This is a genomic window from Bacillus sp. ISL-7, from assembly GCF_018613065.1.
Window position 1 is genome coordinate 100314 of record NZ_JAGGQW010000001.1, and the last position, 24189, is coordinate 124502.

The window sequence follows — 24189 nt, forward strand, 5'->3', positions numbered from 1 at the left end:
TAATCATAGGCCAAACTACGATTAGCTTTCTGTGTAAATTAAAGGTATTTTATCCGAGTTTGGTCATTCTTTTTTTTGTGAATTTGAATGAATAGAAAGAGAGACGTTGAACATGGCAGAACAGTGGATTCAAACTATTTCACAAAAAGCGCTGCTTGCTTTGCTTTATGAGGTTTCTGCTAGTCCTAAACCGGGGCTTGTAGACAGATTTAACCAGGGAGCACATAAGGATATGGACTTCTTTACGTTTATGGCCAGCAGTGCGGCACTTAGTAATTACTTCAATGATTGTGTCTCTGCGGGAGTAGAATACGCAGGAAGAAATCCACAGGAACTGTTTAAAGCCTTAAGAAGTCTTGGGATGAAGGCTGAAAAGGCAATGTTTAAGGCAACAAACAACGTCAATACCCATAAAGGTCTGATCTTTTCTTTAGGAATCATTTGTGCCGCAGCATCTTGCTGCATGATGGAAAGTGAAAGCAAAAATGTGGATACAGAAACAATCTGTACAAAAGTTTCTCTCATGACACAAGGGATATGTTTGAGGGAACTGACTTACGTAAACAAGACTGAAAACCTGACCTATGGGGAAAAACTTTATCAGAAATATGGTCTTAAAGGTATTCGTGGAGAAGTTGAAAGCGGTTTTCAAACGGTACGGAATTATTCTCTTCCTGTGTTAAGTAAGTTAAATTCTTTAAAGACTTTACATCTTAATGATATCTTGGTTCAAACTCTTCTGCATCTAATGGCTGTAAACGAAGATACCAATATTGTCGCAAGACATGATTTAGAAATGCTGGGCTTTGTTCATCTTTATGCAGGGCGGGTACTGGATTCAGGTGGAGTGCTCACACAAGAAGGCATGCAAATGGTCTATGAAATGGACAGGGAATTCATTCGAAAAAATATCAGTCCTGGAGGATCAGCTGATCTTCTGGCAGTAACCATTCTGTTTGATCTTCTCTCAAAGTAGGAAGGAAAGTAGAACGAATGAACGTTGGGGCCAACTATTTGCGGGGAGCAACAAAAGACCTTGTCAAGGAAATGCAAATTCAATTACAAAAAATCGCACAAGGTGCGGCAATGATGACAGAAACAACGGTGAATTGGGAGATATTAGCGAGTCCATATGAAACGCTGCCTAATCAAATGTTAAATGATTTGATGTTTGAGAATATGTTACACGTGGAACATCAGGGATTTACAGCTGAGGAGCAATCATTCGGTAAAGAATTAGTAAATACACTAAAACCAGTTGGTTTATTTGATTCAAAGGAAAAGGAAGCGACAGTTGAGCTACTTCCAACCACTTGTCAGAACAATAAATTCGCATGGGGAAAAGGGCAGCTCCTCAGGCCCCAAAAAAGAGACCAGGCTTAAAATAAGGCCTGCTCTCTTTTTTTTTTGGATTATAATCTGGATTTTTAATTATCTGTTTTTGTTCCGTTCCGTGCTTTAAACATGTTATGGAATGGTTAGGTCGGTCGTTAATCATTCCTCTTTTTAAATCTTAAGAAAAGATTTATGAAAATTATCAATGAAAGTGTTAACTTGGGCCTTTTTTGGGCATTCTCTTTATCGGACGTATCATTCAAGGACTTTCCGCAGCTTGTATTATGCCATCAACGATTGCCTTAGTGAAAGCTTACTTTGATGGAAAAGACAGACAACGTGCCCTTAGTTACTGGTCCATTGGATCTTGAGGAGGTTCAGGGGTATGTTCGTTTGCAGGTGGGTGCCATTGCAACTTATATGGGATGGAGATGGATCTTTATCTTCTCTCTTGTATTTGCTCTTCTCGCTATGTGGCTGATTAAAGATACACCTGAAAGTAAAGCAGAAGGAACCGGTGCTTTTAAATTCGATTTTAGTGGTTTAGCGATCTTTATCGTCACCATGATCGCATTAAACGTAGCCATTTCCGCAACGGTTTATAGTTCAGTTGCAGCAACTGGAAGTGTAGCGACAGCTGCATCCATTGGGATCATTGTAAACGTGATTTTTGGGGTACTTTCTGTTCTTTCTATTATGATTATGGTTCCTAATAGTGCAGGAAAACCTTCAGAGGCTTCATCGACAAAATCAAGACGCACACCAACACCAACACCAACACCAGCACCAGCACCGTCAGAAAGTCACTAATTGAAAAAATAGAATGGAGATTCCTTTCATTCTTTGCCATCAAAAGGGGAGACGAAAATGATGAAAAGTGAATTAATAAGCATGTTAGAATCACGTAAGGAAGAAATAATCGAAATCCGCCGCCACTTACATGAAAATCCGGAGATCTCTTTTAAAGAGGAGAAAACGGCTCAGTATATTGCAGATTTTTATAAAGGGAAAGATGTTGACATCCAAACGAATGTTGGAAATGGTTATGGTATGATTGTAACGATTAAAGGTGGAAAACCTGGAAACACCATTGGTCTTCGCGCTGACTTTGATGCACTTCCAATTGCAGAAGAAACGGATGTACCGTTTAAATCAAAGAATGAAGGCGTTATGCATGCGTGTGGACATGATGGACATACAGCTTACCTGCTAGTTTTAGCTGATTGCTTAATTCAATTAAAAGACTCCATCCCAGGTACCATCAAAATTATTCACCAACATGCAGAAGAAGTTCCGCCAGGTGGGGCAAAAAGTATTGTCGAATCTGGCTTGATTGACGACTTAGATGCCATTTATGGCATTCATTTGTTACCGATGGGACCTGCGGGAACAGTAGGATATCATGCGGGGTATTCCTTCAATGGACGAGCTTACATGAAATTGAAAGTTCAAGGAAGAGGTGGACATGGTTCCTCTCCTCATTTAGCTAACGATGCCATTGTTGCTGCTGCACATTTTGTTACAGCTGCTCAAACCATTGTTAGCCGCAGATTAAGTCCATTCGATGTCGGTGTGATCACAATCGGATCTTTTGATGGAAAAGGTACATTCAACGTGATCAAGGACAGCGTCGAACTTGAAGGTGATATTCGGTATATGACTGTAGAAACAAAAGAAACGATTGAGAAAGAAGTTAAACGGATTGTAAAAGGAATTGAAGAAGAATTTGGTGTAACATGCGAGCTTACTTATGCTCCAGATTATCCACCTTTATACAACAACCCTGAGCTTACGGCAATGGTTGAAGAAAGTTTACGAAGCATGAATGATAAAGATATAAAAGAAGTAAAAGAATTTCCAGCCATGTCTCCATCCGAAGACTTTGCTTATTATGCTGAAAAATTCCCTGCCTGTTTCTTTTACATCGCATGTACACCAAAAGGAGTAGAAAATCCTTATTTCAATCATCATCCAAAATTTGATATCGATGAAGATGCACTCCTAGTAGCTGCTAAAGCTGTTGGACAAGTGGTTTGCAGTTATTATTAATTAGATTAAAAAATTTAAAAAAACCTATGACATCCGCCATTAGATTCAGTATGTGATAGGTTTTTTTGCATGGACAGTGACACTATATTAGTACCACCTTTGTAGAAACTGGATGCCATTTGACCAATTTCAGTTATAATAGAATGAATAGATTGGAGGAAGGAGTTCATATTTTTGAACAACGATAAACAGGATCAAACGAAAACATCCAATATTCAAGTGATCTCTCGTGCGGCTAAAATACTAAGGGCTCTTAGAGACCATCCAAAAGGATTAAGCTTATCGAAAATTGCTAAAGAAGTAGGTCTGGCCAGATCGACGGTTCAAAGAATTGTGACTGCTCTTGAACAGGAGAGGTTAGTTGCAGCAGCTTCCGCTAATGAAGGTTTCTGTCTTGGGCCAGAGATTGCATTGCTAGCGGCTGCGGTCCAGAGTGATTTAAGAGAAGAAGTCAGGCCATTTTTAATAGAACTATCACGTCAAGTTAATGAAACGGTAGACCTGTCCGTTTTAGATATCAGTAAGGTGCTTTTTGTGGATCAAATAATCGCACCGCATCCATTGCAAGCAACTTCACAACCTGGTGCGTCTTTTCCATTACATTGCACGGCAAACGGAAAGGCGATACTGGCCTCCTTACCTATAGCTGAGGTTGAGAAATTGTTACCGGTGGATATGCAACAGTTCAATGATCAGACAATTACAAGCCGGTATGAACTGCTAAAGGAATTAGAAGTGGTTCGTAAAGAGGGAGTAGCTTTTGCCAGGGAAGAGCACATTCAAGGAATTTGTGCAGTGGGCGCAGTTATTTTTGATCGAATGGGAAATTTAAGCGCTATCTCGATTCCACTCCCCTCCATTCGTTTTTATGGCAATGAAGAGAAGCTCGCGGCTGCCCTCCTTCATACATGTCAAACAATTAACCAGCACTTTAATAGCAAATATTGAAGGTTGGACATCATTGATCTTCGTTATGGTTAAAATGAAAAAGGACCGCGAAATGATATTTCGGGTCCTTTGAATCTTTTGGCTAACATACGGGTATGTTAGTTTAAAATGGTTACCTTTAATTGTTTTACCCCAAAATTGATGGCATCTTGTTCAGAAGGAATAAAGACATCAATTCGATTGCCTTTAATAGCCCCGCCAGTATCTGCAGCGGTTGCTTCACCAAAGCCTTCTACATAAACTTTACTGCCAAGCGGTATAACCGAGGGGTCAACTGCGATGACTTTTGCATTTGGATTTGCTTTAAGGTTAATTCCAGTTGCCGTGGTACCAGAACATCCCTCACACGAAGCTGTATAGGCTGTAGCTTTCACTGTAATTTCCCTTGAACTTGTATTAGTAGTTGATGCAGCTTCTACCGCGGGTTCACTTTCCCTTGGTGCTTGCGCTGCAGGCTTTGCTGATGCTGTAGGTGCAGCAGGCTTCGTTTGTTTTTCTGTTACAATAGTATTAGTCGTATTTAAACCTTCATAGATTAATAGATTTAATCCAGGATGGATGAGATCGGTAGTTAATTTGTTCCATTCTTTAAGTTGCGAAACAGTTACCTGATAATCCATGGCAATGTCCCATAAAGTGTCACCTTGTTTAACAGCATAATGTTTTTCTGGTGCAATGGTTAGTACATCTCCAGGGTGAATAAGGTCCGTCGTAAGATGATTCAACTTTTGTATATTTTCTAAAGATGTATTATTAGCGCGTGATAGATCCCAAAGGGTATCCCCTTTTTGTACTGTTACTGTTGCAGCTTGTACATTAGCACTTACAGTTACTGAGAGTACAGCAACTGCTATTATTGATATAATTCTTTTAAGCATTCTTTTACCCTCCATGTTCTTTGGTTGCTAAGTTTTTATCATCGTAACATAGAATTTTCTGACACAAAGAACAGGGAGATGTTAAATCGTTTACATCCGTGGCAATATTATTGCGATAATATTTCTAAATTCATCTAATAATTTGAAAATACCACCCTTCAAGGCTCCTAAAATGCAAAAGACCCAGTAGTAGTCCTATCTGGGCGCGTTACTTCTATTTTTACAATAGTGTGACATAAAATGAATTTGAAGTTTATATCATCCTATTATTTTCCTTAAATACCATTTATTTTTTACCTTAAAAACTAATTTCCCATCTAAACAAGGCACAGCATTCGCTGTGCCTTGTTTTTTGGAGTGTTTATTTACGGGAGAATATTGCCTGCTGCACGATAGATACGGTACCATTCTTCACGTGTTAACTGAACTTCGCTTGCCTTACAGCAGTCCTTTAACCTGTCGATATTCATCGTTCCGATCACAGGCTGCATGTGGGCGGGATGACGTAAGAGCCAGGCGGTAGCGATAGTCGTGTTGCTCACTTCATATTTGGCGGCAATTTCATCGATCTGCTGATTCAATTCTGGGAATTTGTCGTTTCCAAGGAATACTCCTTCAAAGAATCCATATTGGAATGGAGACCAAGGTTGAATGGTAATATCATTTAGTCTGCAAAAATCGAGGATGCTGCCGTCCCGGTTAATTGCAGAATCATTTTCCATGTTTACATTGATTCCATTAGAAATCATATTGGCGTTGGTAATACTTAATTGCAATTGGTTAGCCACAAGTGGCTGCTTCACAAATTTCTGGAGCAGTTGGATCTGCATCGGATTCTGATTGGAGACACCAAAATGGCGCACTTTCCCCGATTTATCAAGGCTATCAAAGGCCTCTGCCACCTCTTCAGGTTCGACCAGTGCATCCGGGCGATGCAGAAGGAGAACGTCAAGAAATTCGGTGTTCAGCCGTTTCAATATTCCGTCAACTGATTCTAAAATATATTCCTTCGAAAAATCAAACATTCCCTTGCGAATGCCGCATTTGGATTGCAGGATGATTTTTTCACGAATTTCCGCGTTCATGTGGATGGCATCTGCAAAAATTTCTTCGCATGTTCCGCTGCCATAGATGTCCGCATGGTCGAAGAAATTAGCCCCTTCTTCTAGTGCGGTTTGGACAAAGCGCTCAGCCTCAGGCTTTTCTAACGAGTTAATACGCATGCAGCCAACAGCTACGACAGGCACCTCTAGTGAACTGCTTCCTAATTTAATGGTTCTCATCATTTGTTTCCTCCAATTTGTAGAACTTGGCGAATGATGTCGGTATGTAATTAGGCTTCGACTATTTCTTCCAACATCATTACCAGAATGAGTGAAACTATTTTTACCTATTCTTCCCTATTTTGACACATGCGTTTAGTAATAGGCAATTTTTAAACAGCAGCGGCAACAGCCATATCGAAGCAGCGATAAAAAATAAATCTGGAAACAGGCTTCTTGCCTCAAGCAAATCAACAGACCATGCATATTTTATTTGTAATTACTATTACACGATAGTTAATCGATCATTTAGCATGGTTTTATTTTTGCATAAAGGGGCTGGTTTTTCTTGGCACGAACGCCATTGGCAAGTATCCTGCAGAAATCTTTTTTGTTGGCAGGTACTGAAATGAAGAAACCATTATGTACAGGACAAGCTATTACACTAGATAATAATCATTTACAAAAGGCACTACTCACGCCACAAAAGTTTCCGAATGAGGGTGGAAAGGCTGCTCCTAGGATCGTCATTGTTGGAGCGGGATTGGCAGGTCTCACGAGTGCTTATCGACTTAAACAGGCTGGGATCACATCAACTATTTATGAAGCGACCGATCGGGTTGGGGGACGTTGTTGGACAAGAAGAGGGTACTTCAACGACAAGCAAATTGTCGAGCGTGGCGGGGAATTAATAGATACCTGCCATATCGAAATTCAAGAACTCGCCAAAGAGTTGGGATTAGAATTAGATAATTTAATCATGGCAGAACCGGTTGACACCAAACCATTTTATTTTTTTGATCAACGCCCTTATTCCTTTGATGAAGTAACTAATGATTTTATAAAAATCCTCCCTAAACTACAAAAGGATCTGAAAGCAGTGGGTGAAACGACCCTTTATAATAGTTATACTGAGCGAGGATTTGAACTCGATCATATGTCTATAGTCGATTATATCAATGAAACCGTACAAGAAGGCATCCATTCAAGATTTGGTAAATTACTTGCCCTTGCCTATTCCATTGAAAATGGAGCTGATGCTCACCAGCAAAGTGCTTTAAATCTACTTTATATGTTAGGATTTGCACAAAAAGAGCCCTTTCGAATGTATGGTGATTCAGATGAATGCTTTCATATAAGGGGTGGGAATGACCAGCTCCCTGCTTTATTAGCAAAAAAACTTCATGGTCAAATCGTATTTAATGCCCAATTGATTAAGATTGAACAGTCCAATCAAAATGAAATAACGCTCGTTTTTCGAAATAAAGAAAAGGAATGGAAGGTCATAGCCGATAAAGTTATTCTTGCTCTCCCCTTTAGTATTTTAAGAACGATAGATTATCAGAATGCAAGATTTCGTCCGTTAAAAGAAACAGCAATTGAAGAGCTCGGAATGGGGGTAAACACAAAACTTCATGTACAATTTGTTAATCGGTTCTGGACTGTGCTTGGAAATAATGGTGAAACATTTGCGGATACAGGCTATCAACAGACCTTTGAATCCTCTCGATCTCAACCAGGTAATTCAGGAATTCTTGTTAACTTCCTAGGAGGTGAAACAGCGGCGCAACTGCTTGCTTACACAGATCAAGAATTAGAAGAGAAGACGAAAGAATTTTTGGACAAGCTTGATCCTGTATTGCCTGGAAGTAATAATAAATGGAATGGTATAGCAACCGTAGACCATTGGCTAAGTAACCAATGGAGTAAAGGGGCTTATTCCTATTGGAAAGTTGGCCAATATACGAAATTTGCTGGTATTTTGGGAGAGCGGGAAGGTAATATCCTCTTTGCCGGTGAGCACACTTCGATTAAGTTTCCTGGTTATTTAAATGGGGCGGTCGAGACTGGTGAGAGGGCAGCACATGAAGTAATCAATGATATGAAAGTAGATTAGGGAAAATAAAAAAGGCTGAGAAATATGGAATCTGTTGTTCATCTTTGTCAGCCTTTTTTATTGTGAATTTCTAAGGGAAAGCTAACCGTGTTTAGAAAATGTCATTTAATTCGCTATCAGAATAGATGGAAATTAACACAACTGCTTTACCATCACCAATATTTTTTACGAAATGCGGGACACTAGCGTTCCAACTGAAGGAATCGCCTTCGTCAATGACCATCGAGTCTTCGCCTTGTTCGGCCAGGACTTTTCCCTCCAACACCAAATGGCATTCTTCTCCTTCATGGGCATTTAATTCACCCATGGAAGCACCAGCAGGGAATTCGACCAGCATCATTCTTAATCCGCCTTTGGAGGTTAGATGCTCAACCTTCAAATTGTTAAAGGTGGAGTGAGTCCTTTCAGCCTTTCGAACGACGCGCATATGCTGCTTCTTTTCTAATAATAAATAAGGTAAAGGGATACCAAGAAAGGTTGCAATGGTTTGCAAAGTACTAATCGATGGTGAGGTGTTATTGTTCTCGACATTTGAGATAAATCCCTTTGAAAGTCCAGTCCCCTCACACATTTGCGCAATGGTGATTTTTTTTCTATTTCGTATTGCACGGATTTTTGATCCAATATCCAAATGATCCACCTCAAAGGTTTCCAAATAAAAAACATAATTCTATTTTACCATTCTTTCGGCTGATAGTTTAAGTCTGCAAACAATTGATTGCGTTCTTTCTTAGATAGGTCGCGCCACTGTCCGATCGGTAGATTGCCTAAATGAATATTCATGATTCGCGTCCGCTGCAACCTGACAACTCCATAGCCAAGGGCAGAACACATTCGGCGGATTTGCCGATTTAAACCCTGTGTTAAGATGATTTGAAATACATATTTAGACAATTGCGTTACTTTACAAGGTAATGTCTTTGTATCTAGAATCTCCACACCCGCTGCCATTCTCTTTAAAAATTCAGGTGTGATCGGTTTGTCGACTGTCACGATATATTCTTTTTCGTGCTTATTTTCGGCACGCAAAATCTCGTTAACGATATCTCCATCGTTCGTTAAGAGAATTAACCCATCTGATTCTTTATCTAAGCGGCCAATATGGAAAATCCGTAAGGGATGATTGACCAAATCAATGATGTTACCCTTTATATGCCTTTCTGTAGTGCTGGTAATCCCAACGGGTTTATTTAAAGCGATATAGACATAGTTTTTAGCCACTTTAATTGGGCTGCCGCTAATATGGACATCATCGCCGGGCTCAACCTGGCTCCCGATCACCGCAACTTTCCCATTAATCGTAACTCTTCCTTCACTAATTAACTTATCTGCTCCTCTTCTAGATGCCTTGCCAGACTCGCTAATAAATTTATTAATACGCATGATACACACCCTTAAGTGGAGAATTGTAAGTTTACCATACCCAACTGCTGCCTTTTTTTCAAGTCCTCGGTGCCTGACACCGTTTTATGTTTTTTATAGAACATAATCTTTTGGTGAGGCAGAAATATGTCGAAAAAGTAAAAATTTACAAACTAAATTTCTAAATAGGCAGGAAATTATCACCATTTTATCTCCAATTTTTGACAAAATATTCTGATTACATATGTTACTTTTAGTAATAACTACATAATTGGGGAGATTACGATGAAAAAACTATCTATTATTTTTGTTTTGCTGTTCAGTGTATTCTTATTTACAGGCCAAGCAGATGCAAGCAGTGGGTCACAGTTAATTATTATTAACAAAAAGACAAATACCCTTGCATTCTATGATAGTGGTAAATTAGTTAGAACATTCAGCGTTGCTACTGGAAGATCAAGATCTCTTACACCGGAAGGAACTTTTAGAATTGTAACTAAGATCGTTAATCGCCCCTATTATAAATTGAAAATTCCGGGTGGAGATTCTCGCAACCCGCTAGGTAATCGTTGGCTGGGATTAGAAGCACGGGGCACCTATGGTACCACCTATGCTATTCATGGGAATGCAAATGAAAATTCGATTGGTACTTATGCAAGTTCAGGTTGTGTACGGATGCACAATTCGGAAGTACGTTGGCTTTATAGCCATGTCAATAAGTACACATTGGTAGTCATCACCCATTCAAATAGCAGCTTTGATTCGATTGCAAAGGCCAACGGTTATGGCAGTGGCTGGGTGGAACTTAGCGGCAACAAGTATTATTATGTGGATGGCCAAGTAAAAACGGGCTGGCAGTCGATAGAAGGAAAAAGGTATTTCTTTGATGAAGCTGGTGTAATGAAAACCGGTTGGATAACCCAGGGTGATAAGAAATATTATCTTGATAACAAAGGTGAAATGAAAACGGGATGGCTGGACGATGATGGAAATAAGTATTATCTCGATCAAACAGGTGCGATGAGAACGGGCTGGGTGGCAGACGGTGGGAAGGAATATTATCTTGATAACAAAGGTGTAATGAAAACCGGTTGGTTATCTATCGCTGAGAATCGGTACTATCTTGATAGCAGTGGAGCTATGAAAACTGGCTGGCTAGCAGATGCTGGTGAATGGTACTATCTCGATAATTCAGGATTGATGAAAACTGGCTGGGTCAATTCGGAAGGCCGCTGGTTCTATCTCAATGGTAGTGGTGTCTTGAAAAATACTCAGGCTCTTGCCAACAATAGTCAGTGGGATTACCTCGGCAAAAATGAAGAAGTAACGGCAGATCGGTCCAATTTATTAGAGGAAAAATACAAACTTAGCAGTCAAGAATCGGTAGTGACTGGCTGGTTGAATTATAAGGAGAAATGGTATTACCTGTATGTAGGTGCTGACATGGTTGCTAGCGCGATGAGTGAAGGGTAAATAGGTTGGCAGGATATAATGCCTCATAGATTAATAGATACCTTAAAGTGCCTCTTGCAGGTGCTTTTTTTTGAAGTAAAGCCTGAATATTTAGTGGACATAGACAAGCAAAAACCTACCCTTAGAAGCTTCTGAAGGTAGGTTTTTTATTAGTTTATTTGAAGATTAAGACTTTACCTACTGTATCATCAGGACTTTCCCCAACCACACGGAATTTTAATCCGTAATTTGGCACCTTACGGCCAGCATCAACGAGTCCAGCGTTACTGTAGTTTGCGCTGTCATCAAATAATGGGTTACGTTGAGAGAAGTTATCTTTCATTGTGACACCAAGTCCTGGGATATTAGAATAGTCTAAGAACATTTTATCTGTTTTGCTAAGCCCAAATGCCGCATCATGGACTTGGTAGCGAGTAGCCGCAACGGCTTTATCACTCCAATAGGTTGTATGCTGGTCGGCGTCTACGACTCCTAGGAAGCCATTTCCAGGGTGAATTCCAGTCCAGTTGTCTTCCCCATAGGACTCATCCACATACCAGACAACTAGTCCTGGATCATAGGACATTAAGCTTGCTCCACGACGGATATGAGCTAGGCCTTGGTCAACACCGTTATGGGTTCTCCATTCTAGTAGGTAATAGTGTTTAGTTGTGTATTTACCATCATGCTTTTCAAAGCCGTCCAATGTAAATTTTGAAGCCCCTTCAGCACCATCAAAGAATACTTCATTTCCATCAGCGGTAACTTTGACATTATCCGTAAAGAAGCCATCTAAATTTACAGCAGCATCAGTCATTGAACGGAATTGAAGTTGTATTTTTTGACCAGTATATTCACTTAAATCAATGGTTTCATGTATCCAGCCATTACTTGAACCTGTGTAACCAGGAAGATTTGCTTTTATTGTAGTGTCACCCTGAGGATCTAAGGTAGAGCTAGTTTTTGAACTTGATAATGACTTCCAAGTATCCCCATTATCAGTTGACACTTGAACCATGGCGTAATCCCAATTTTTTTCAATGTTAAACCAAGCATCGAAATCAAGAGTTGCATCAGTAGCATTAGTTAAATCAACTGTTGCTGCCATACGATGGTCAGCTTCATCACCCTTACCACCATAGTACTCGAACGATCCGTCTTTTGGACTATTCAGGGTATTTACTTTATCAGGAAGTTCAACTCTTACAGCATCATTATTCGTACCTTTTGTAACTGCTTCATCAAGAAGTACAGTAGTACCTGCCTTTGTGACGTCATTCGACTTAAGAGTGTCTCCTAATAACCAATTCCCTCCATGTAAATTTTGCAGCATCTGTCTTGAGTATGGACTAATTCCCGGTGGTTCTGTACCAGGAATAGCGCCTCCCCAGCTTCCGCTTGACATAAGTGACCAGTACTCAACTGGCTCTCCTGCACCTGTATATTGAGTATCATATTCATCAGGAAGGCCTAAGTCATGACCAAATTCGTGGGAGAAGACACCAGCCGCGCCGTCTTCAGGTTCGATGGTGTAATCTAATGCTACTAAGAGATGGTCTCCAAAACCTTCTAGACTAAAATTGTCACTTTCGGACTTTTCTCCAGGGACAATAGTATATCCCCCAAGGTCCCAACGGTGTGACCAAATCGCATCGCTGCCTAGACTGCCACCGCCTGCTTCTTCTCCAACACCTGAGTGGATAACCATTAAGTGGTCAATGACTCCATCTGACTCAGCGTGGATACCATCTCCATCTAAATCATCACGATCCCACTTATCGTAATCGCCTAAATTAATGTTAGGATCTGCTGCTGCTTTTTTTAGGGCCTCGTATACTAATGTCCTAGCACGAGCATCACTACCATCAGGGGTAGGTACGTTACCGCCGTAATAAGCAGCAGGATGATCTGCTGTATACCAACCTGCAACAGCACCATCAACAGAGTAGCTGCCTCCAGATTGCTGTTCGTAGTATTGTTTCATTGAGATATAATTTTTTCCATCAGGCCCTATATACCCATTTTCACCGAAAATCATATTTTGGAAGTGTTGATCCGTATAATCTTCATAGAACATGTCTGATTCTTCTTTTTTTATTGAGTTATTTGCAAAATCAGGGAATTTAATTTTAAGAACAAGGACTTTGTCCTTACGAACACCATCGGTATACGGCTCTTTTTGAACAGAATCGACAGTATTCTTCGTTGCTTGTCCTAATTTGTTGCCCTTTCCGTTCTTAAGTCCATTTGATACCAATGGTTCACTTTCTTTAAAATTTCCAATTCCTTTTGGTAATTGGTCCTTTGTCTTAGTAGGTTTACTCTTTCCTTTTAAGTAGGTTTTTAACGCCTTTTCAGATTCTGCCGGACTTGCATTCTTTGCTAGTTTTCCTTCGCGCTTCAACATTTCAATTAATTTTTCATCATTTGCAATCCCTGCGTCAAATGATGTGGGTACTTTTGTGGCTGCTGCTGCGGACTTTGGTGCTAAGGTAGAGCCTCCCAGCGTTCCAACAAACAAGCTGGAAGCAACAATCGTACTTGCGGTAATACTAGAAAAAACCTTCAGTGCTCGATTTTTCTTTACCAAACGTATTCCCCCTAATTAATGTGTCTATAGTGCATTTTTAATCATACAATAGTGACTAAATGTTGTGAATATTAAAATTACATTACGACAAAAATAGTGATAATCTTCAATTCTTCGCTAATTAATAACAAATTTATAGATTAAATATTTACAAGAAGGCTGGTTTAATAGTTTAATAGTTAACGATTTTAGAAGAGGGGAGGGGAACATAAAATTTATGTGAGAGCGGACTGTGGGGGTAAATCGAAAAGTTTACATTTTCGTATACATGTTTACGTTTTGTATACTTCGTGTTTACAAAGGTGTAAACATGTATACATTTTCGTACACATCGCGTAATGGCGCAGTGTATACATGTTTGTAATCGTTGTTTACAAAAACTTGATAACAGGAATACCTGAAAACAGGCTGGCTAGCGGACGGTGGGGAATGTTGTTGTCTGGATACTCCTCGTCTCATGAAGACTGGCTAGATAAGCTCTGAAGGCAGATGATGCGTTCTCGATGATATAACATGAATAATAATCATCAAGATCTTGTCAGCAACAGTCAGTGGGATTATCTCGATAAAGATGAGGCTGTTGATTCAAATAGTTCCAATTTGTTAGAGGAATAAAAACTTAATAGTAAAAATGAAGTAGTGACGGTTTGGTAAAATTACAAGGAGAAATGGTAGTTCTTTATATGTAGGAAAAGATATGGTTGCCAATTCGATGTTTGAAGAGTAGGGGACCTGTGTCCTTCTTCTCCCTCATGATAAATTAATAGTTAAAGTGCTCCTTATATGGTGTGCTTTTTTTGCTAAGGAAAGTAATGATTAAAATAGGGTGGATCGGACAGGGTGTCATTGGCAAGTATACAATTTTGCATACATGTTTACGTTATTTGTATGATTGTACACATTTTCGTATACATGTTTACAGTTTATGCGTACTTGTTTACAATTTGTATACTTTGTGTTTACGAAAGTGTTTACATGTATACAAAATCGTGTACATTTTGGAATTGCGGGATGTATACAAATTTGTTATCGTTGTATACAATAATGTTTACATCTTTCTGAAGTTTACATGTTGTTTACATTTTTACAGTTATATTTTTTTTACTTATAAATCATTGAAGAATCTATCAATCTTATATACTCTTAAAGGTGTAACTAGAATTACATAATTACTTTTAAAAATAAATCTATAAATTGAAGAGGAATGATGTTTATGACTAAATCCAGAGTTGCAGCTATTGATGTTGGGAATGACTCCATTAAGGCCATTTTCGGAGAACTAGACTATGAATTGAATATTCCTAACATTATTGCTAGGGATACAGAAGATCGACCTGTTATTGGGATTGAAGAACTTGATAATAAAAATCCATTGGATGGAATTCACATCAAAGTCCACTCCCCTGCTTTAAAAGAGAACAACGGAATTTATCGTATTGGTAATTTAGCTACTAAAAGTATTAACGCCACTGAATTAGACCCTGGCAGCAGCAAGTCAGAGGAAGATCAAACGTTAGTTATGCTTTTTGCAACATTAGCTTTAGACGCAGTAAAGGAAAATAATTCACATGCTTTCCCACGAACAAAAAATGTGATTGATGCTAACTATACATTGGGAACAGGTCTTCCCCTTCGTGAAGTAAAAGAAGGCAAGGATGCTGGCTATCGTTCTAAATTAATTGGTTCCGTTCATCAAGTTGAATTCCTTGTCACACCAAAGTACCAAGGATTGAAAGTAAATATTAAATTTGAAGAAGTAAAAGTATATCCTGAAGGATTCGCTGCATTTATTAACCTTGTTTTGGACAACAGCGGGAAAATAATCAATAAGGAACTTATTGATAAGCGCATCTTAATTCAAGATATCGGCGGATTATCAACTGATATTGCAGTCATCAAAAATCGTAATGTTGATGATGATAAAGCACAAGGGTTTAATCTAGGGGTTTCAGAATCATTAGAAGCCATTCGCGAAGAGATTAGAACAAAGCATGGAGTCGAACTTGATAGCCGCCGTGATGTGGTTGAGATTATCACTAAGAAAAGCGATCGTAATCATATTATGGTTAAAGGAAGCCGTACAAGCGTTCATGATATTACCGATCGAATCCTGCTTGATTTAGCTAAAAAGCAATATCGTTTATTACGTAATGTTTGGCAGAGAAACTCGCAAACGGAAATTTGCTACTTTGTGGGTGGCGGAGCCAATGTCTTAAAGGAATATCTTAAAACGTTAAATAATAATTTAGAAGGTTATAATATAGATTTCTTTGAAGATGAAAAAGAGAGTATTTGGATGATGGCCAATGCTTATTATAAACTTATCAACGACTTTGTTCGTAAAGCAGAGAAACAAAAACCAGTTAGAGTTGAACCTGTAAAAAGCTAAGTAAGGTGATTATATGAAAAAAGCAGCCCAAAATGAGGTTCAGCGGGGTCAAGCGATATCCTTTCGTATCCCCTCTGATACACCTGACCATATTTTAAAACATTTACAAAAGTTGAAGGATACAGAAAGAAGGAATTTTTCCAGTAAAATTGCTGAGTTTGTGATGCAAGGTGTGAGTAGTTCTGTTTCGAGGGAAAAGGAGACAATTACGATCCCCCTCCCCCAGAAGTTAACGAAAGCCCAGCGAAATTGGTTAAAGCATGAGCATTCAGAAGCCTTGCTGGGAAGTATTCTTTATCAGCTGATTTCTGACCCAGTCCGTTCGACTTCGCTGCTTGCTTCATTAAATAGTCATTCAATCGATATCGACGAAGCTTTGTACCTTCAGGAAGAAGTATTTCCCGAGGAACTTCAAAGAGATGAAAGTTATCTGCAGGTTGCTGTAGGTAAGGAGGTCCCGACCTCCCCTATCGACTTAAGTGATATGGAAGATGACCTCAGTGAGTTTGATTGGGAAAGTGCAAAAGAAAAGCAACCGTTAATTGAAGAAGAGGAAAACGAAGTCGAGCCGGATATCGACGACTTACTTGGCGGTTTTCTTGCAAACATGAATAAGTAATTTAAAAGGGCCAGACCTCAAACACCGCCTATGCGCGGCTGAGAGGTTTGGTCCTTTTTCGTAATTAATGCTGTTTATTAGGCATCCTTTGACTTTTTTGGCCTGTTGCTTGCCGTTCTTTATTTTTCTTATCCTTTTCCTGTTTTTCATGCAGCTGTTCTACAAATTCGTGTGTACTTCTGTTATCCATTCTGCCTAACCTCCTTGAAAAATCGAACCAATGTTATTTTGACCAAACAGGTAGGAAATATTCTGTAATGCATTTCATTTGTTGTGAATAAGAATAAACATTATAGTCATAGTTGAAAATAAATAAAACTATGAAACTATTAATAGATGCGGTGGTGAGCCCATGGAACTGCCTAACAATATTGTCCGGGCCGATGGAAATTTAAATGAGGAGATCATCCTTAAAAAGGAAATCCTCTATAAGGGGATGAATGGGAGATTTGTGGAGAGATTCTATCTAACTCCATCAACTAGCTATATTTTTAAACCACTGACAAACGATGGCCAATTAGGCAAAGAGGTCTGGGTCCATGAACATATTCTTCCCATATTTCCAGCGATTTATCCAAAAATTATCTCCTGCTCGATAAGCGAACGGCCTGAATTAAATTGGATGATCCTTGAGGATCTTGGCCCACTCTCCCACGAATTTAATGAAGAAAGTGTACTAGGTGTGATCAAATGGGTGGCGTGGTGGCATTCGCTCCCAATTGAGGAATTAGGAAATGTCCCGTTAACAGGATTGAAGCCAAAAATAGAGCAAATAGTATCAGATGTTTGTGTGAAAAAGAAGGAGTTTTACCGTTTATTGCCTTCGTTAAAAATCGAGGAAGAGCTCATCGATGCTATTTTCTCACAAATTAATAACTTGGAATTTTTGGAAATAAAGGTGTTAACTCATGGCGATTTACATACGGGGAATTTTGCAATCGTCGGCGATGAATTGAAGATTTTGGACTGGGAGCATACCCATATTAATTCACCGCACTGGGATTTGTACCATCTCATCGATATGTCGCATCCCCTCTTCCCGAAAAAAATAACGAGTCCATTTCGGGATCGCATCTTGGAGTCCTATCTTAGTCTAGTTAAGTTTGAGATTGATCGGGATTATTTTTTCAAAGAGTATTATTTATTTTCATCCGTGTTTTCGATTTGGATGATCCTGCTGATTCAGAAGGATTTAGTGGAGAACGGCGGGAAATGGTCTGTTGAGCAACTAAACACCCAGCTTGAAGAAACTGTTTCGAGTCTTCAACAGTGCGCAGCAGCTCTTATTTTATGAAAAAGCTAACCTTGGTTCATGCAAGGTTAGCATTATTGTGTATATTAAGCATGGTTCATGCAAGGTTAGCCTTATTGTGTGATTTACGCTTTTTGTTCTGTCAATTTGATGATTTCAATGACGGTGTTGGTAGCTTTGATCATATTATCCACGGAGATAAATTCAAATTTGCCGTGGAAATTTTCGCCGCCTGTAAAGATATTTGGTGTTGGCAGTCCCATGTAAGAAAGCTGGGAGCCATCGGTGCCGCCGCGGATTGGTTTGACAATTGGCTTAATGTCTAAGTTCACCATCGCTTCATGGGCAATGTCGACAATTTCAATGACCGGCTTGATTTTTTCACCCATGTTGTAATATTGATCGTTCAATTCGAGGTTGATGGTGTCTGTGCCGTATTTGGCCTTGAGTCCATTGACGATGTTTTCGATCAGCGCTTTTCTCGACTTGAAGATTTCCATGTCATGATCTCTGATAATATAGTGAAGCTTTGTTAGTTCGACATCACCATTGAATGATAGCAGATGGAAGAAGCCTTCGTATCCTTCAGTATGTTCTGGTGCTTCCTGTGCTGGAAGTTGGCTATGTAATTCCATCGCAATTTTCATGGAGTTGACCATTTTGTCTTTTGCGGAACCGGGGTGAATATTGTTACCTTTGATCGTGATTTTCGCTGCTGCCGCGTTGAAGCTCTCGTATTCTAACTCTCCTAGCGGACCGCCATCGACGGTATAAGCATGCTTCGCATGGAAGGCCGCAACGTCAAACTTATGTGGACCTCTGCCAATTTCCTCATCTGGGGTGAACGCAACGCGGACCTTACCGTGCTTAATTTCCGGATGGTTTATCAGGTAAGCCATTGCTGTTATGATTTCAGTGATGCCAGCTTTGTTGTCCGCTCCAAGCAATGTGGTTCCGTCAGTTGTGATTAGGGTGTGTCCTTTATAGTCGGGTAGGCTTGGAAAATCCTTCGGAGACATCACAACTTTTAGCGCCTCATTTAAGACGATTTCGTTGCCATCATAATTTTCGACGATTTGCGGGTTAACGCCTTTTCCGGTAAAGTCCGTGGCAGTGTCGACATGGGCCAGGAAGCCGATGGTGGGCACTTCTTTCTCTGTGTTTGACGGTAAGGTCGCCATCACATAACCGTTCTCGTCGATTGTAACTTCTTGCATCCCGATGGATTGTAATTCCTCGACAAGCATGCGAGCTAATGTCCACTGCCCCTCTGTTGATGGACAAGTTTCGTTGTTTTCATTGGATTGTGTGTCCACTTTTACATAGGAAGTAAATCTTTCAATGAGTTCGTTTTTCAATTGCACTACACTCCCCTTTTTTGGATGAATTCATGATTATCATATCACTATGAGAGAGCGGTTACACGTTTTCAGAAACTTTTTGAGTGGTGTGGTTTACTGGTGGATAAGAGCCAATTACTGGCGGGTAGGCGCTATTTACTGGCGGATAAGAGCCAATTATTGGCGCAAGCCGAAAAAACTGGCGGATAAGCATCCAATACTGGCGGATAGGCGCTATTTACTGGCGGATAAGCACACTTTACTGGCGCAAGCCGAAAAAACTGGCGGATAAGCATCCAATACTGACGGGTAGGCGCTATTTACTGGCGGATAAGTCCACTTTACTGGCGAAACTACTCCTCACTTGCGAATTATGATGGTTTCCTGGTTCTGGCTGAGGTTTTTACAGCTAAAATCCATAAAATAACAACGATCTCGATAAGTCCCTTGGCTTCGCAAATTCATACTTAGCAATATGCGTTTTGCCGTATGGATATCATCAACTCCCAAAAACTCCCGGCATTCCTTATTCGTGATGGTCCTATTACAAATCAAAAACCACTCTCGTAAAGTCCTAAGGTGGGCAAGATGATCATTCGCTCCACAATCTGGGCAGCACCAGGTCCGGGGCAGCTTCACCATGCCAAACCTGCCGCATGGCAAGCACCTCACCCCAGAACGAAAATCCTCGAAAGGAATACCATAGGCCGCGCATATCGGTTTTGGGATAAATGGTTGATGACTTTTTAGAAGTTCGGCAGACAGCCAATGAAGGGTTTCTTGGTCCAACTTATTTGCTTGTTGTGGGATGCTTTTCATAAATGAGGGGATTAAGCTGGGGAACAAGATTTTAGTCTTTGCAGGGGGAACGGTAACCATTTGTTTCGGGTAAGCCAAAACGACTGCCCCGTAGATTGGGAGCGAGATGCTTCGATTCAGAAACCAATCACTAATTAACCCACGATTTCTTTCCAATTGGACAACAGGATTCTCAAAACCATCCTTGTGTCCATCCTCCCGTGTTCGGATTAATTGAGGGGGATTGTCCTTGAACTCCAGGCTTCCGCCAATATTCTTTACCTCTAAAACCACGCCGCCCCAAGGAGTCAGCCCAAACGTATCCATTTGAAAATTTTCGGACCATGCGGGAGATAAATCGTGGAAAATGTGGTGTTCTGCTGAAAATGGGTGCTTCCGGAAGACGTCTGCTACCCTTTCCTCCCCGCCAATACCCGCTTCAATGGACGCTCGTTTAGCTGCCAGTACTGGCTGGAGCGAATGGCCAGCTGATAACCGCTGCTGAGCTGCAAGTAATCCTTCTAACGTCAATGATACATCTCTGCCTTTAATAATAATCTTCGATCACCTCCGTCAATGGTACAACTCTGTTCTTAATATTAATCTTCGATCACCTCCTTAAAATCTATCCGTCATCTTGCATCGTAGCACGTCCCCGAAGGCCATACTATACTTCAAACAGTTATTTCATATTTTTGTAAAAAATAGGGCTTGACCGCTATTGACCGGATGGGTCAACGGGAGTACAATGTGGTTGACTGATGTGGTCAATAGTCGAAAAAGGAGGGCAGCGACAATGTTTTCAAAATTTCTCAACTTAGATAAAGAAAAACAAGACAGAATTATTAATGCCGCCATAAAGGAATTTGCTGAGAAAGGATATGACCGAGCATCGACCAATGAAATCGTCAAAGAGGCGGGTATTTCAAAGGGATTGCTCTTTCATTATTTTCAGAACAAAAAGCAGCTTTTCTTATTTTTATTTGATTATTGCTACGAACTCGTTACCGACGAATTTTACAAGAAAATTAATTTCAAAGAGACTGACTTTTTTAGGCGTATGAGGCATGCCATCATGATCAAAGCGGATATGCTTGGGACATATCCAGATATCTTTAAATTTATCCAAGAAGTATTTTTGGAGGAATCTGCTGAAATTAAGGTTGAATTTGATAGAAAAAAATCAGAACTAACACAGATTAATATGGAAAAAGCGTATGAGGGCATTGATTTCTCGAAATTTAGAGATGATGTCGATCTGACAAAAATCATAAAAATTATCAACTGGACGTTTGAAAAGATGAGTGATGAAGCAATTGAAAAAGCCAAGTTGTCGCCAACCCACGAGATTAATTATCAAGCGATCCAAGCCGAAGCAGAGGAGTATTTTGAGGTTTTGATTAAATGTTTCTACAAATAGGAGGCTGTCACGATGAATGTAATTGAAATTAACAATCTGACAAAGACATATGGCAAGTCAAGGGGGATCACGGACATTAGCTTTCATGTCGAAGAAGGCGAGATTTTTGGTTTCATTGGGCCAAATGGTGCCGGTAAATCAACCACGATCCGGACCCTATTGTCCCTCATTTACCCTACCAGCGGCAGTGCGACTATCTTTGGCAAAGACTGTGTTCAATTTGCACCTGAAATTAAAAAGGAAATCGGTTATTTGCCTTCTGAAGTTTTTTACTATGACAATATGAAGGTTAAGGACCTATTAAAATATTCAGCTAGTTTTTATAAAAAAGATTGCAGTAAGAGAATTATAGAATTAGCAAACATTATGGATTTGGATCTTAATAAAAAAATCGATGACCTCTCCCTGGGAAATAAAAAGAAGGTTGGCATTGTTCAGGGACTTCTCCATAAACCGAAGCTGATTATCCTTGACGAACCAACGAGCGGACTCGACCCGCTCATGCAGCAAAAATTCTTTGAGCTCTTAGAGGACGAGAACAAAAAAGGGGCAACCATCCTTTTTTCCTCGCACATCCTCAGCGAGGTCCAACGACTATGTAACCGGGTCGCCATCATTAAAGAAGGTAAAATCGTTACGGTTGAAAAGATTAGTACCTTACAAGAAAACAATTATAAAAAGTTCAAAATTGAAACGAAAGCACCGCTCGATCCAAGTTGCTTCAACATCAGCGGCGTCAATAATTTAGAAGTTAAGGACACGACGACTAGCTTTTTATTTAGAGGAAACATCAATGCCATCTTGAAAAAGATTGCTGACATTGAACTTGTGAATCTGTGGATTGAAGAGCCAGACCTTGAGGAGATCTTTATGCATTTCTACGAAAAGGAGGCCTAAGACTATGAATATCTTTTTTCATGAATTGAAGGCTTATCGGAAGTCGACGATTATTTGGTCTGTTTCGTTAGTGTTGATCATCGCTTTATTTATGTCCTTCTATCCTGCCTTTGCCAAGGATGCAGAGGATTTCCAAAAAATCATGGAAGGCTATCCCGAGGCAATCAGGAATGCCATCGGCTTTAATCTTGGGAATTTCTTTACCATTCTGGGCTTTTATTGCTTCCCGTTATCGTTTATTACGTTGTGCGGGGCGATTCAGGGGATGAATCTTGGCACGAGCATTGTCAGTAAGGAAGTCCGCGAAAAGACAGCCGATTTTTTATTAACGAAACCTGTTACCCGGACAACTGTATTAACAGCCAAACTGATGGCAGCCTTTGTCTCAATCATCATGACCAATATTGTCTACCTAGCTGTAACAATAATCCTGGCATTTCAAGTCAAGACAGATGACTTTAGCCTGAAGGTACTTATTATGCTTTCACTGACGATGTTTTTTATCCAGCTGATTTTCCTCGCCTTAGGGGTGTTGATGTCGGTGATTGTTCCTAAGATTAAGTCTGTATTGACCGTCTCCCTTACGACCGTGTTTGCGTTCTATTTTCTGGGGATGTTTAGCAGCACAACGGGTGAGGAAGCGAAACGGTATATCTCGCCGTTTAAGTATTTTGACACCGCCCATATCATCAAACATGAAAGCTTCGAAGCATCCTTTTTAGTGGCCGGCGCCGTTATTGTCATTCTGTCCATCGCGGCGAGTTATTTTGTTTATCTCAAAAAGGATATCCACGCTGTATAGCTGCGAAATGGAGGGGTTTGGTCATGAATATATTTTTAAAAGAACTGAAATCTTATCGAAAATCGCTGATATTTTGGAGCATCGGTGTCTTCCTCATGGTGGCATCAGGCATGGCTAAATATGAGGCCTATTCCTCATCGGGCCAATCGATCAATGATTTAATTGCCGATCTGCCCAAATCGATGAAGGCGGTCATGGGTTTCGGTGTAGTTGATTTATCAAAGATTAGCGGTTATTATTCCTTGCTGTATATTTATTTATTATTAATGGCAACGATCCATGCAGCAATGCTCGGGGCCTCGATTATTGCCAAAGAAGAACGTGACAAAACAGCGGAGTTTCTCTTTGTCAAACCAGTTTCCAGAAATACCATTATTAGCGCAAAATTATTAGCTGCCTTCACGAATCTTGTCATCTTCAATCTTGTCACCTGGGGTTCGTTGATTATTTTGGTTGGGAAATACAACCGCGCAGGTGAAGCTGTGAATGGCGATATCGCCCTTACCATGGCAGGCATGTTTATTTTACAGGTCTTGTTTCTGGTCATCGGGAGCGCGCTTGCGGCTGTAAAAAAGAAACCGAAAACGGCTCCATCTCTAGCAACTGGTATCCTTCTACTTACGTATATGTTATCGATTGCGATTGATTTGAATGAGAACATTGGAGGCATGAAATACTTCACCCCCTTTAAATATTTTGATGCAAAAAATGTGATGTTTGGCGGTGGGCTCGAGGCGATTTTCATCGTCATATCCGTGATTATCATTGCAGCATTACTAGTAGTAACCTTCACTTTTTATAAAAAGAAAGATTTAAATGCATAATGAGTGATATGCTCCCGATAAAGTAGACAGATGAAATAATAAAAATCTGTTTACTTTATTGGGGGCTTTTTCTAT

The 24189-nt window shown here is 40.0% G+C and carries 21 protein-coding genes and 1 pseudogene; 14 read left to right on the top strand and 8 right to left on the bottom strand.

What is annotated here, in order from left to right:
- The first annotated feature begins 112 nt into the window (after positions 1 to 112).
- The 5 genes and pseudogenes from citG to J7E66_RS00510 all read left to right on the top strand — a co-directional run bounded on the left by citG (position 113) and on the right by J7E66_RS00510 (position 4332).
- On the top strand, positions 113 to 976 hold the full coding sequence (citG, locus tag J7E66_RS00490; protein WP_214997523.1) for a triphosphoribosyl-dephospho-CoA synthase CitG: 864 nt from the start codon (positions 113 to 115) through the stop codon (positions 974 to 976).
- A gap of 17 nt (positions 977 to 993) precedes the next feature.
- On the top strand, positions 994 to 1383 hold the full coding sequence (locus tag J7E66_RS00495) for a zinc-binding metallopeptidase family protein (protein WP_214997524.1): 390 nt from the start codon (positions 994 to 996) through the stop codon (positions 1381 to 1383).
- A 188-nt stretch (positions 1384 to 1571) separates the two neighbouring features.
- Positions 1572 to 1926, top strand: a pseudogene (locus J7E66_RS00500) (MFS transporter); the annotation flags it as partial.
- A 279-nt stretch (positions 1927 to 2205) separates the two neighbouring features.
- On the top strand, positions 2206 to 3384 hold the full coding sequence (locus tag J7E66_RS00505) for an amidohydrolase (protein ID WP_214997544.1): 1179 nt from the start codon (positions 2206 to 2208) through the stop codon (positions 3382 to 3384).
- Between the two features lie 174 nt (positions 3385 to 3558).
- The gene (locus J7E66_RS00510) at positions 3559 to 4332 is read left to right on the top strand and encodes an IclR family transcriptional regulator (RefSeq protein WP_214997525.1); all 774 of its coding nucleotides are present in this window, start codon (positions 3559 to 3561) and stop codon (positions 4330 to 4332) included.
- A 98-nt stretch (positions 4333 to 4430) separates the two neighbouring features.
- Here J7E66_RS00510 and J7E66_RS00515 read toward each other — a convergent pair whose 3' ends face one another.
- Positions 4431 to 5210 carry a LysM peptidoglycan-binding and 3D domain-containing protein gene (locus tag J7E66_RS00515; protein ID WP_214997526.1) on the bottom strand — a complete coding sequence of 260 codons (780 nt, stop codon included), beginning with the start codon at positions 5208 to 5210 and terminating at the stop codon, positions 4431 to 4433.
- A 365-nt stretch (positions 5211 to 5575) separates the two neighbouring features.
- Positions 5576 to 6493 carry an aldo/keto reductase gene (locus J7E66_RS00520; protein WP_214997545.1) on the bottom strand — a complete coding sequence of 306 codons (918 nt, stop codon included), beginning with the start codon at positions 6491 to 6493 and terminating at the stop codon, positions 5576 to 5578.
- Between the two features lie 328 nt (positions 6494 to 6821).
- On the opposite strand from J7E66_RS00520, the gene J7E66_RS00525 reads away from it, so the two are divergent.
- Positions 6822 to 8369, top strand: a complete 1548-nt coding sequence (locus tag J7E66_RS00525; RefSeq protein WP_214997527.1) for a flavin monoamine oxidase family protein — start codon at positions 6822 to 6824, stop codon at positions 8367 to 8369.
- Positions 8370 to 8460: 91 nt separating this feature from the next.
- Here J7E66_RS00525 and J7E66_RS00530 read toward each other — a convergent pair whose 3' ends face one another.
- Positions 8461 to 9000: a helix-turn-helix domain-containing protein gene (locus J7E66_RS00530; protein WP_214997528.1), complete on the bottom strand. Its 540-nt coding sequence runs from the start codon at positions 8998 to 9000 to the stop codon at positions 8461 to 8463.
- 44 nt (positions 9001 to 9044) lie between these two features.
- Positions 9045 to 9752 carry a 23S rRNA pseudouridine(2604) synthase RluF gene (rluF, locus tag J7E66_RS00535; RefSeq protein ID WP_214997529.1) on the bottom strand — a complete coding sequence of 236 codons (708 nt, stop codon included), beginning with the start codon at positions 9750 to 9752 and terminating at the stop codon, positions 9045 to 9047.
- A 264-nt stretch (positions 9753 to 10016) separates the two neighbouring features.
- On the opposite strand from rluF, the gene J7E66_RS00540 reads away from it, so the two are divergent.
- On the top strand, positions 10017 to 11204 hold the full coding sequence (locus tag J7E66_RS00540) for a L,D-transpeptidase family protein (protein ID WP_214997530.1): 1188 nt from the start codon (positions 10017 to 10019) through the stop codon (positions 11202 to 11204).
- A 154-nt stretch (positions 11205 to 11358) separates the two neighbouring features.
- Here the strand turns inward: J7E66_RS00540 and J7E66_RS00545 are convergent, their stop codons facing one another.
- Positions 11359 to 13773, bottom strand: a complete 2415-nt coding sequence (locus J7E66_RS00545; RefSeq protein ID WP_214997531.1) for an immune inhibitor A domain-containing protein — start codon at positions 13771 to 13773, stop codon at positions 11359 to 11361.
- Positions 13774 to 14986: 1213 nt separating this feature from the next.
- Here J7E66_RS00545 and J7E66_RS00550 point away from each other — a divergent pair.
- Both J7E66_RS00550 and J7E66_RS00555 read left to right on the top strand, forming a co-directional pair.
- On the top strand, positions 14987 to 16162 hold the full coding sequence (locus J7E66_RS00550) for a ParM/StbA family protein (RefSeq protein ID WP_214997532.1): 1176 nt from the start codon (positions 14987 to 14989) through the stop codon (positions 16160 to 16162).
- Positions 16163 to 16175: 13 nt separating this feature from the next.
- A complete protein-coding gene (locus J7E66_RS00555; protein WP_214997533.1) occupies positions 16176 to 16781 on the top strand; it encodes a hypothetical protein in 606 nt (201 codons plus the stop codon).
- A 64-nt stretch (positions 16782 to 16845) separates the two neighbouring features.
- On the opposite strand, the gene J7E66_RS00560 is transcribed toward J7E66_RS00555, so the two are convergent.
- The gene (locus J7E66_RS00560) at positions 16846 to 16971 is read right to left on the bottom strand and encodes a DUF4023 domain-containing protein (protein ID WP_168241366.1); all 126 of its coding nucleotides are present in this window, start codon (positions 16969 to 16971) and stop codon (positions 16846 to 16848) included.
- Between the two features lie 162 nt (positions 16972 to 17133).
- On the opposite strand from J7E66_RS00560, the gene J7E66_RS00565 reads away from it, so the two are divergent.
- A complete protein-coding gene (locus J7E66_RS00565) occupies positions 17134 to 18075 on the top strand; it encodes a phosphotransferase (RefSeq protein WP_214997534.1) in 942 nt (313 codons plus the stop codon).
- Positions 18076 to 18158: 83 nt separating this feature from the next.
- Here J7E66_RS00565 and pepT read toward each other — a convergent pair whose 3' ends face one another.
- Both pepT and J7E66_RS00575 read right to left on the bottom strand, forming a co-directional pair.
- Entirely contained in the window at positions 18159 to 19391 is a 1233-nt protein-coding gene (pepT, locus tag J7E66_RS00570; RefSeq protein WP_214997535.1) for a peptidase T, read from the bottom strand.
- A 342-nt stretch (positions 19392 to 19733) separates the two neighbouring features.
- Positions 19734 to 20702, bottom strand: coding sequence for a nuclease-related domain-containing protein (locus J7E66_RS00575; protein ID WP_214997536.1), 969 nt, complete (start codon positions 20700 to 20702; stop codon positions 19734 to 19736).
- Positions 20703 to 20967: 265 nt separating this feature from the next.
- Between J7E66_RS00575 and J7E66_RS00580 the strand changes: the two genes are divergently transcribed.
- The 4 genes from J7E66_RS00580 to J7E66_RS00595 are packed head-to-tail and all read left to right on the top strand — an operon-like array spanning position 20968 to position 24114.
- Positions 20968 to 21591 (top strand): TetR/AcrR family transcriptional regulator, encoded by a 624-nt coding sequence (locus tag J7E66_RS00580; protein WP_214997537.1) that lies wholly within the window; start codon positions 20968 to 20970, stop codon positions 21589 to 21591.
- Between the two features lie 12 nt (positions 21592 to 21603).
- Positions 21604 to 22488 carry an ABC transporter ATP-binding protein gene (locus J7E66_RS00585; protein ID WP_214997538.1) on the top strand — a complete coding sequence of 295 codons (885 nt, stop codon included), beginning with the start codon at positions 21604 to 21606 and terminating at the stop codon, positions 22486 to 22488.
- 4 nt (positions 22489 to 22492) lie between these two features.
- The gene (locus J7E66_RS00590; protein ID WP_214997539.1) at positions 22493 to 23290 is read left to right on the top strand and encodes an ABC transporter permease subunit; all 798 of its coding nucleotides are present in this window, start codon (positions 22493 to 22495) and stop codon (positions 23288 to 23290) included.
- A 23-nt stretch (positions 23291 to 23313) separates the two neighbouring features.
- Entirely contained in the window at positions 23314 to 24114 is an 801-nt protein-coding gene (locus tag J7E66_RS00595) for an ABC transporter permease subunit (protein ID WP_214997540.1), read from the top strand.
- The last annotated feature ends 75 nt before the right edge of the window (positions 24115 to 24189 follow it).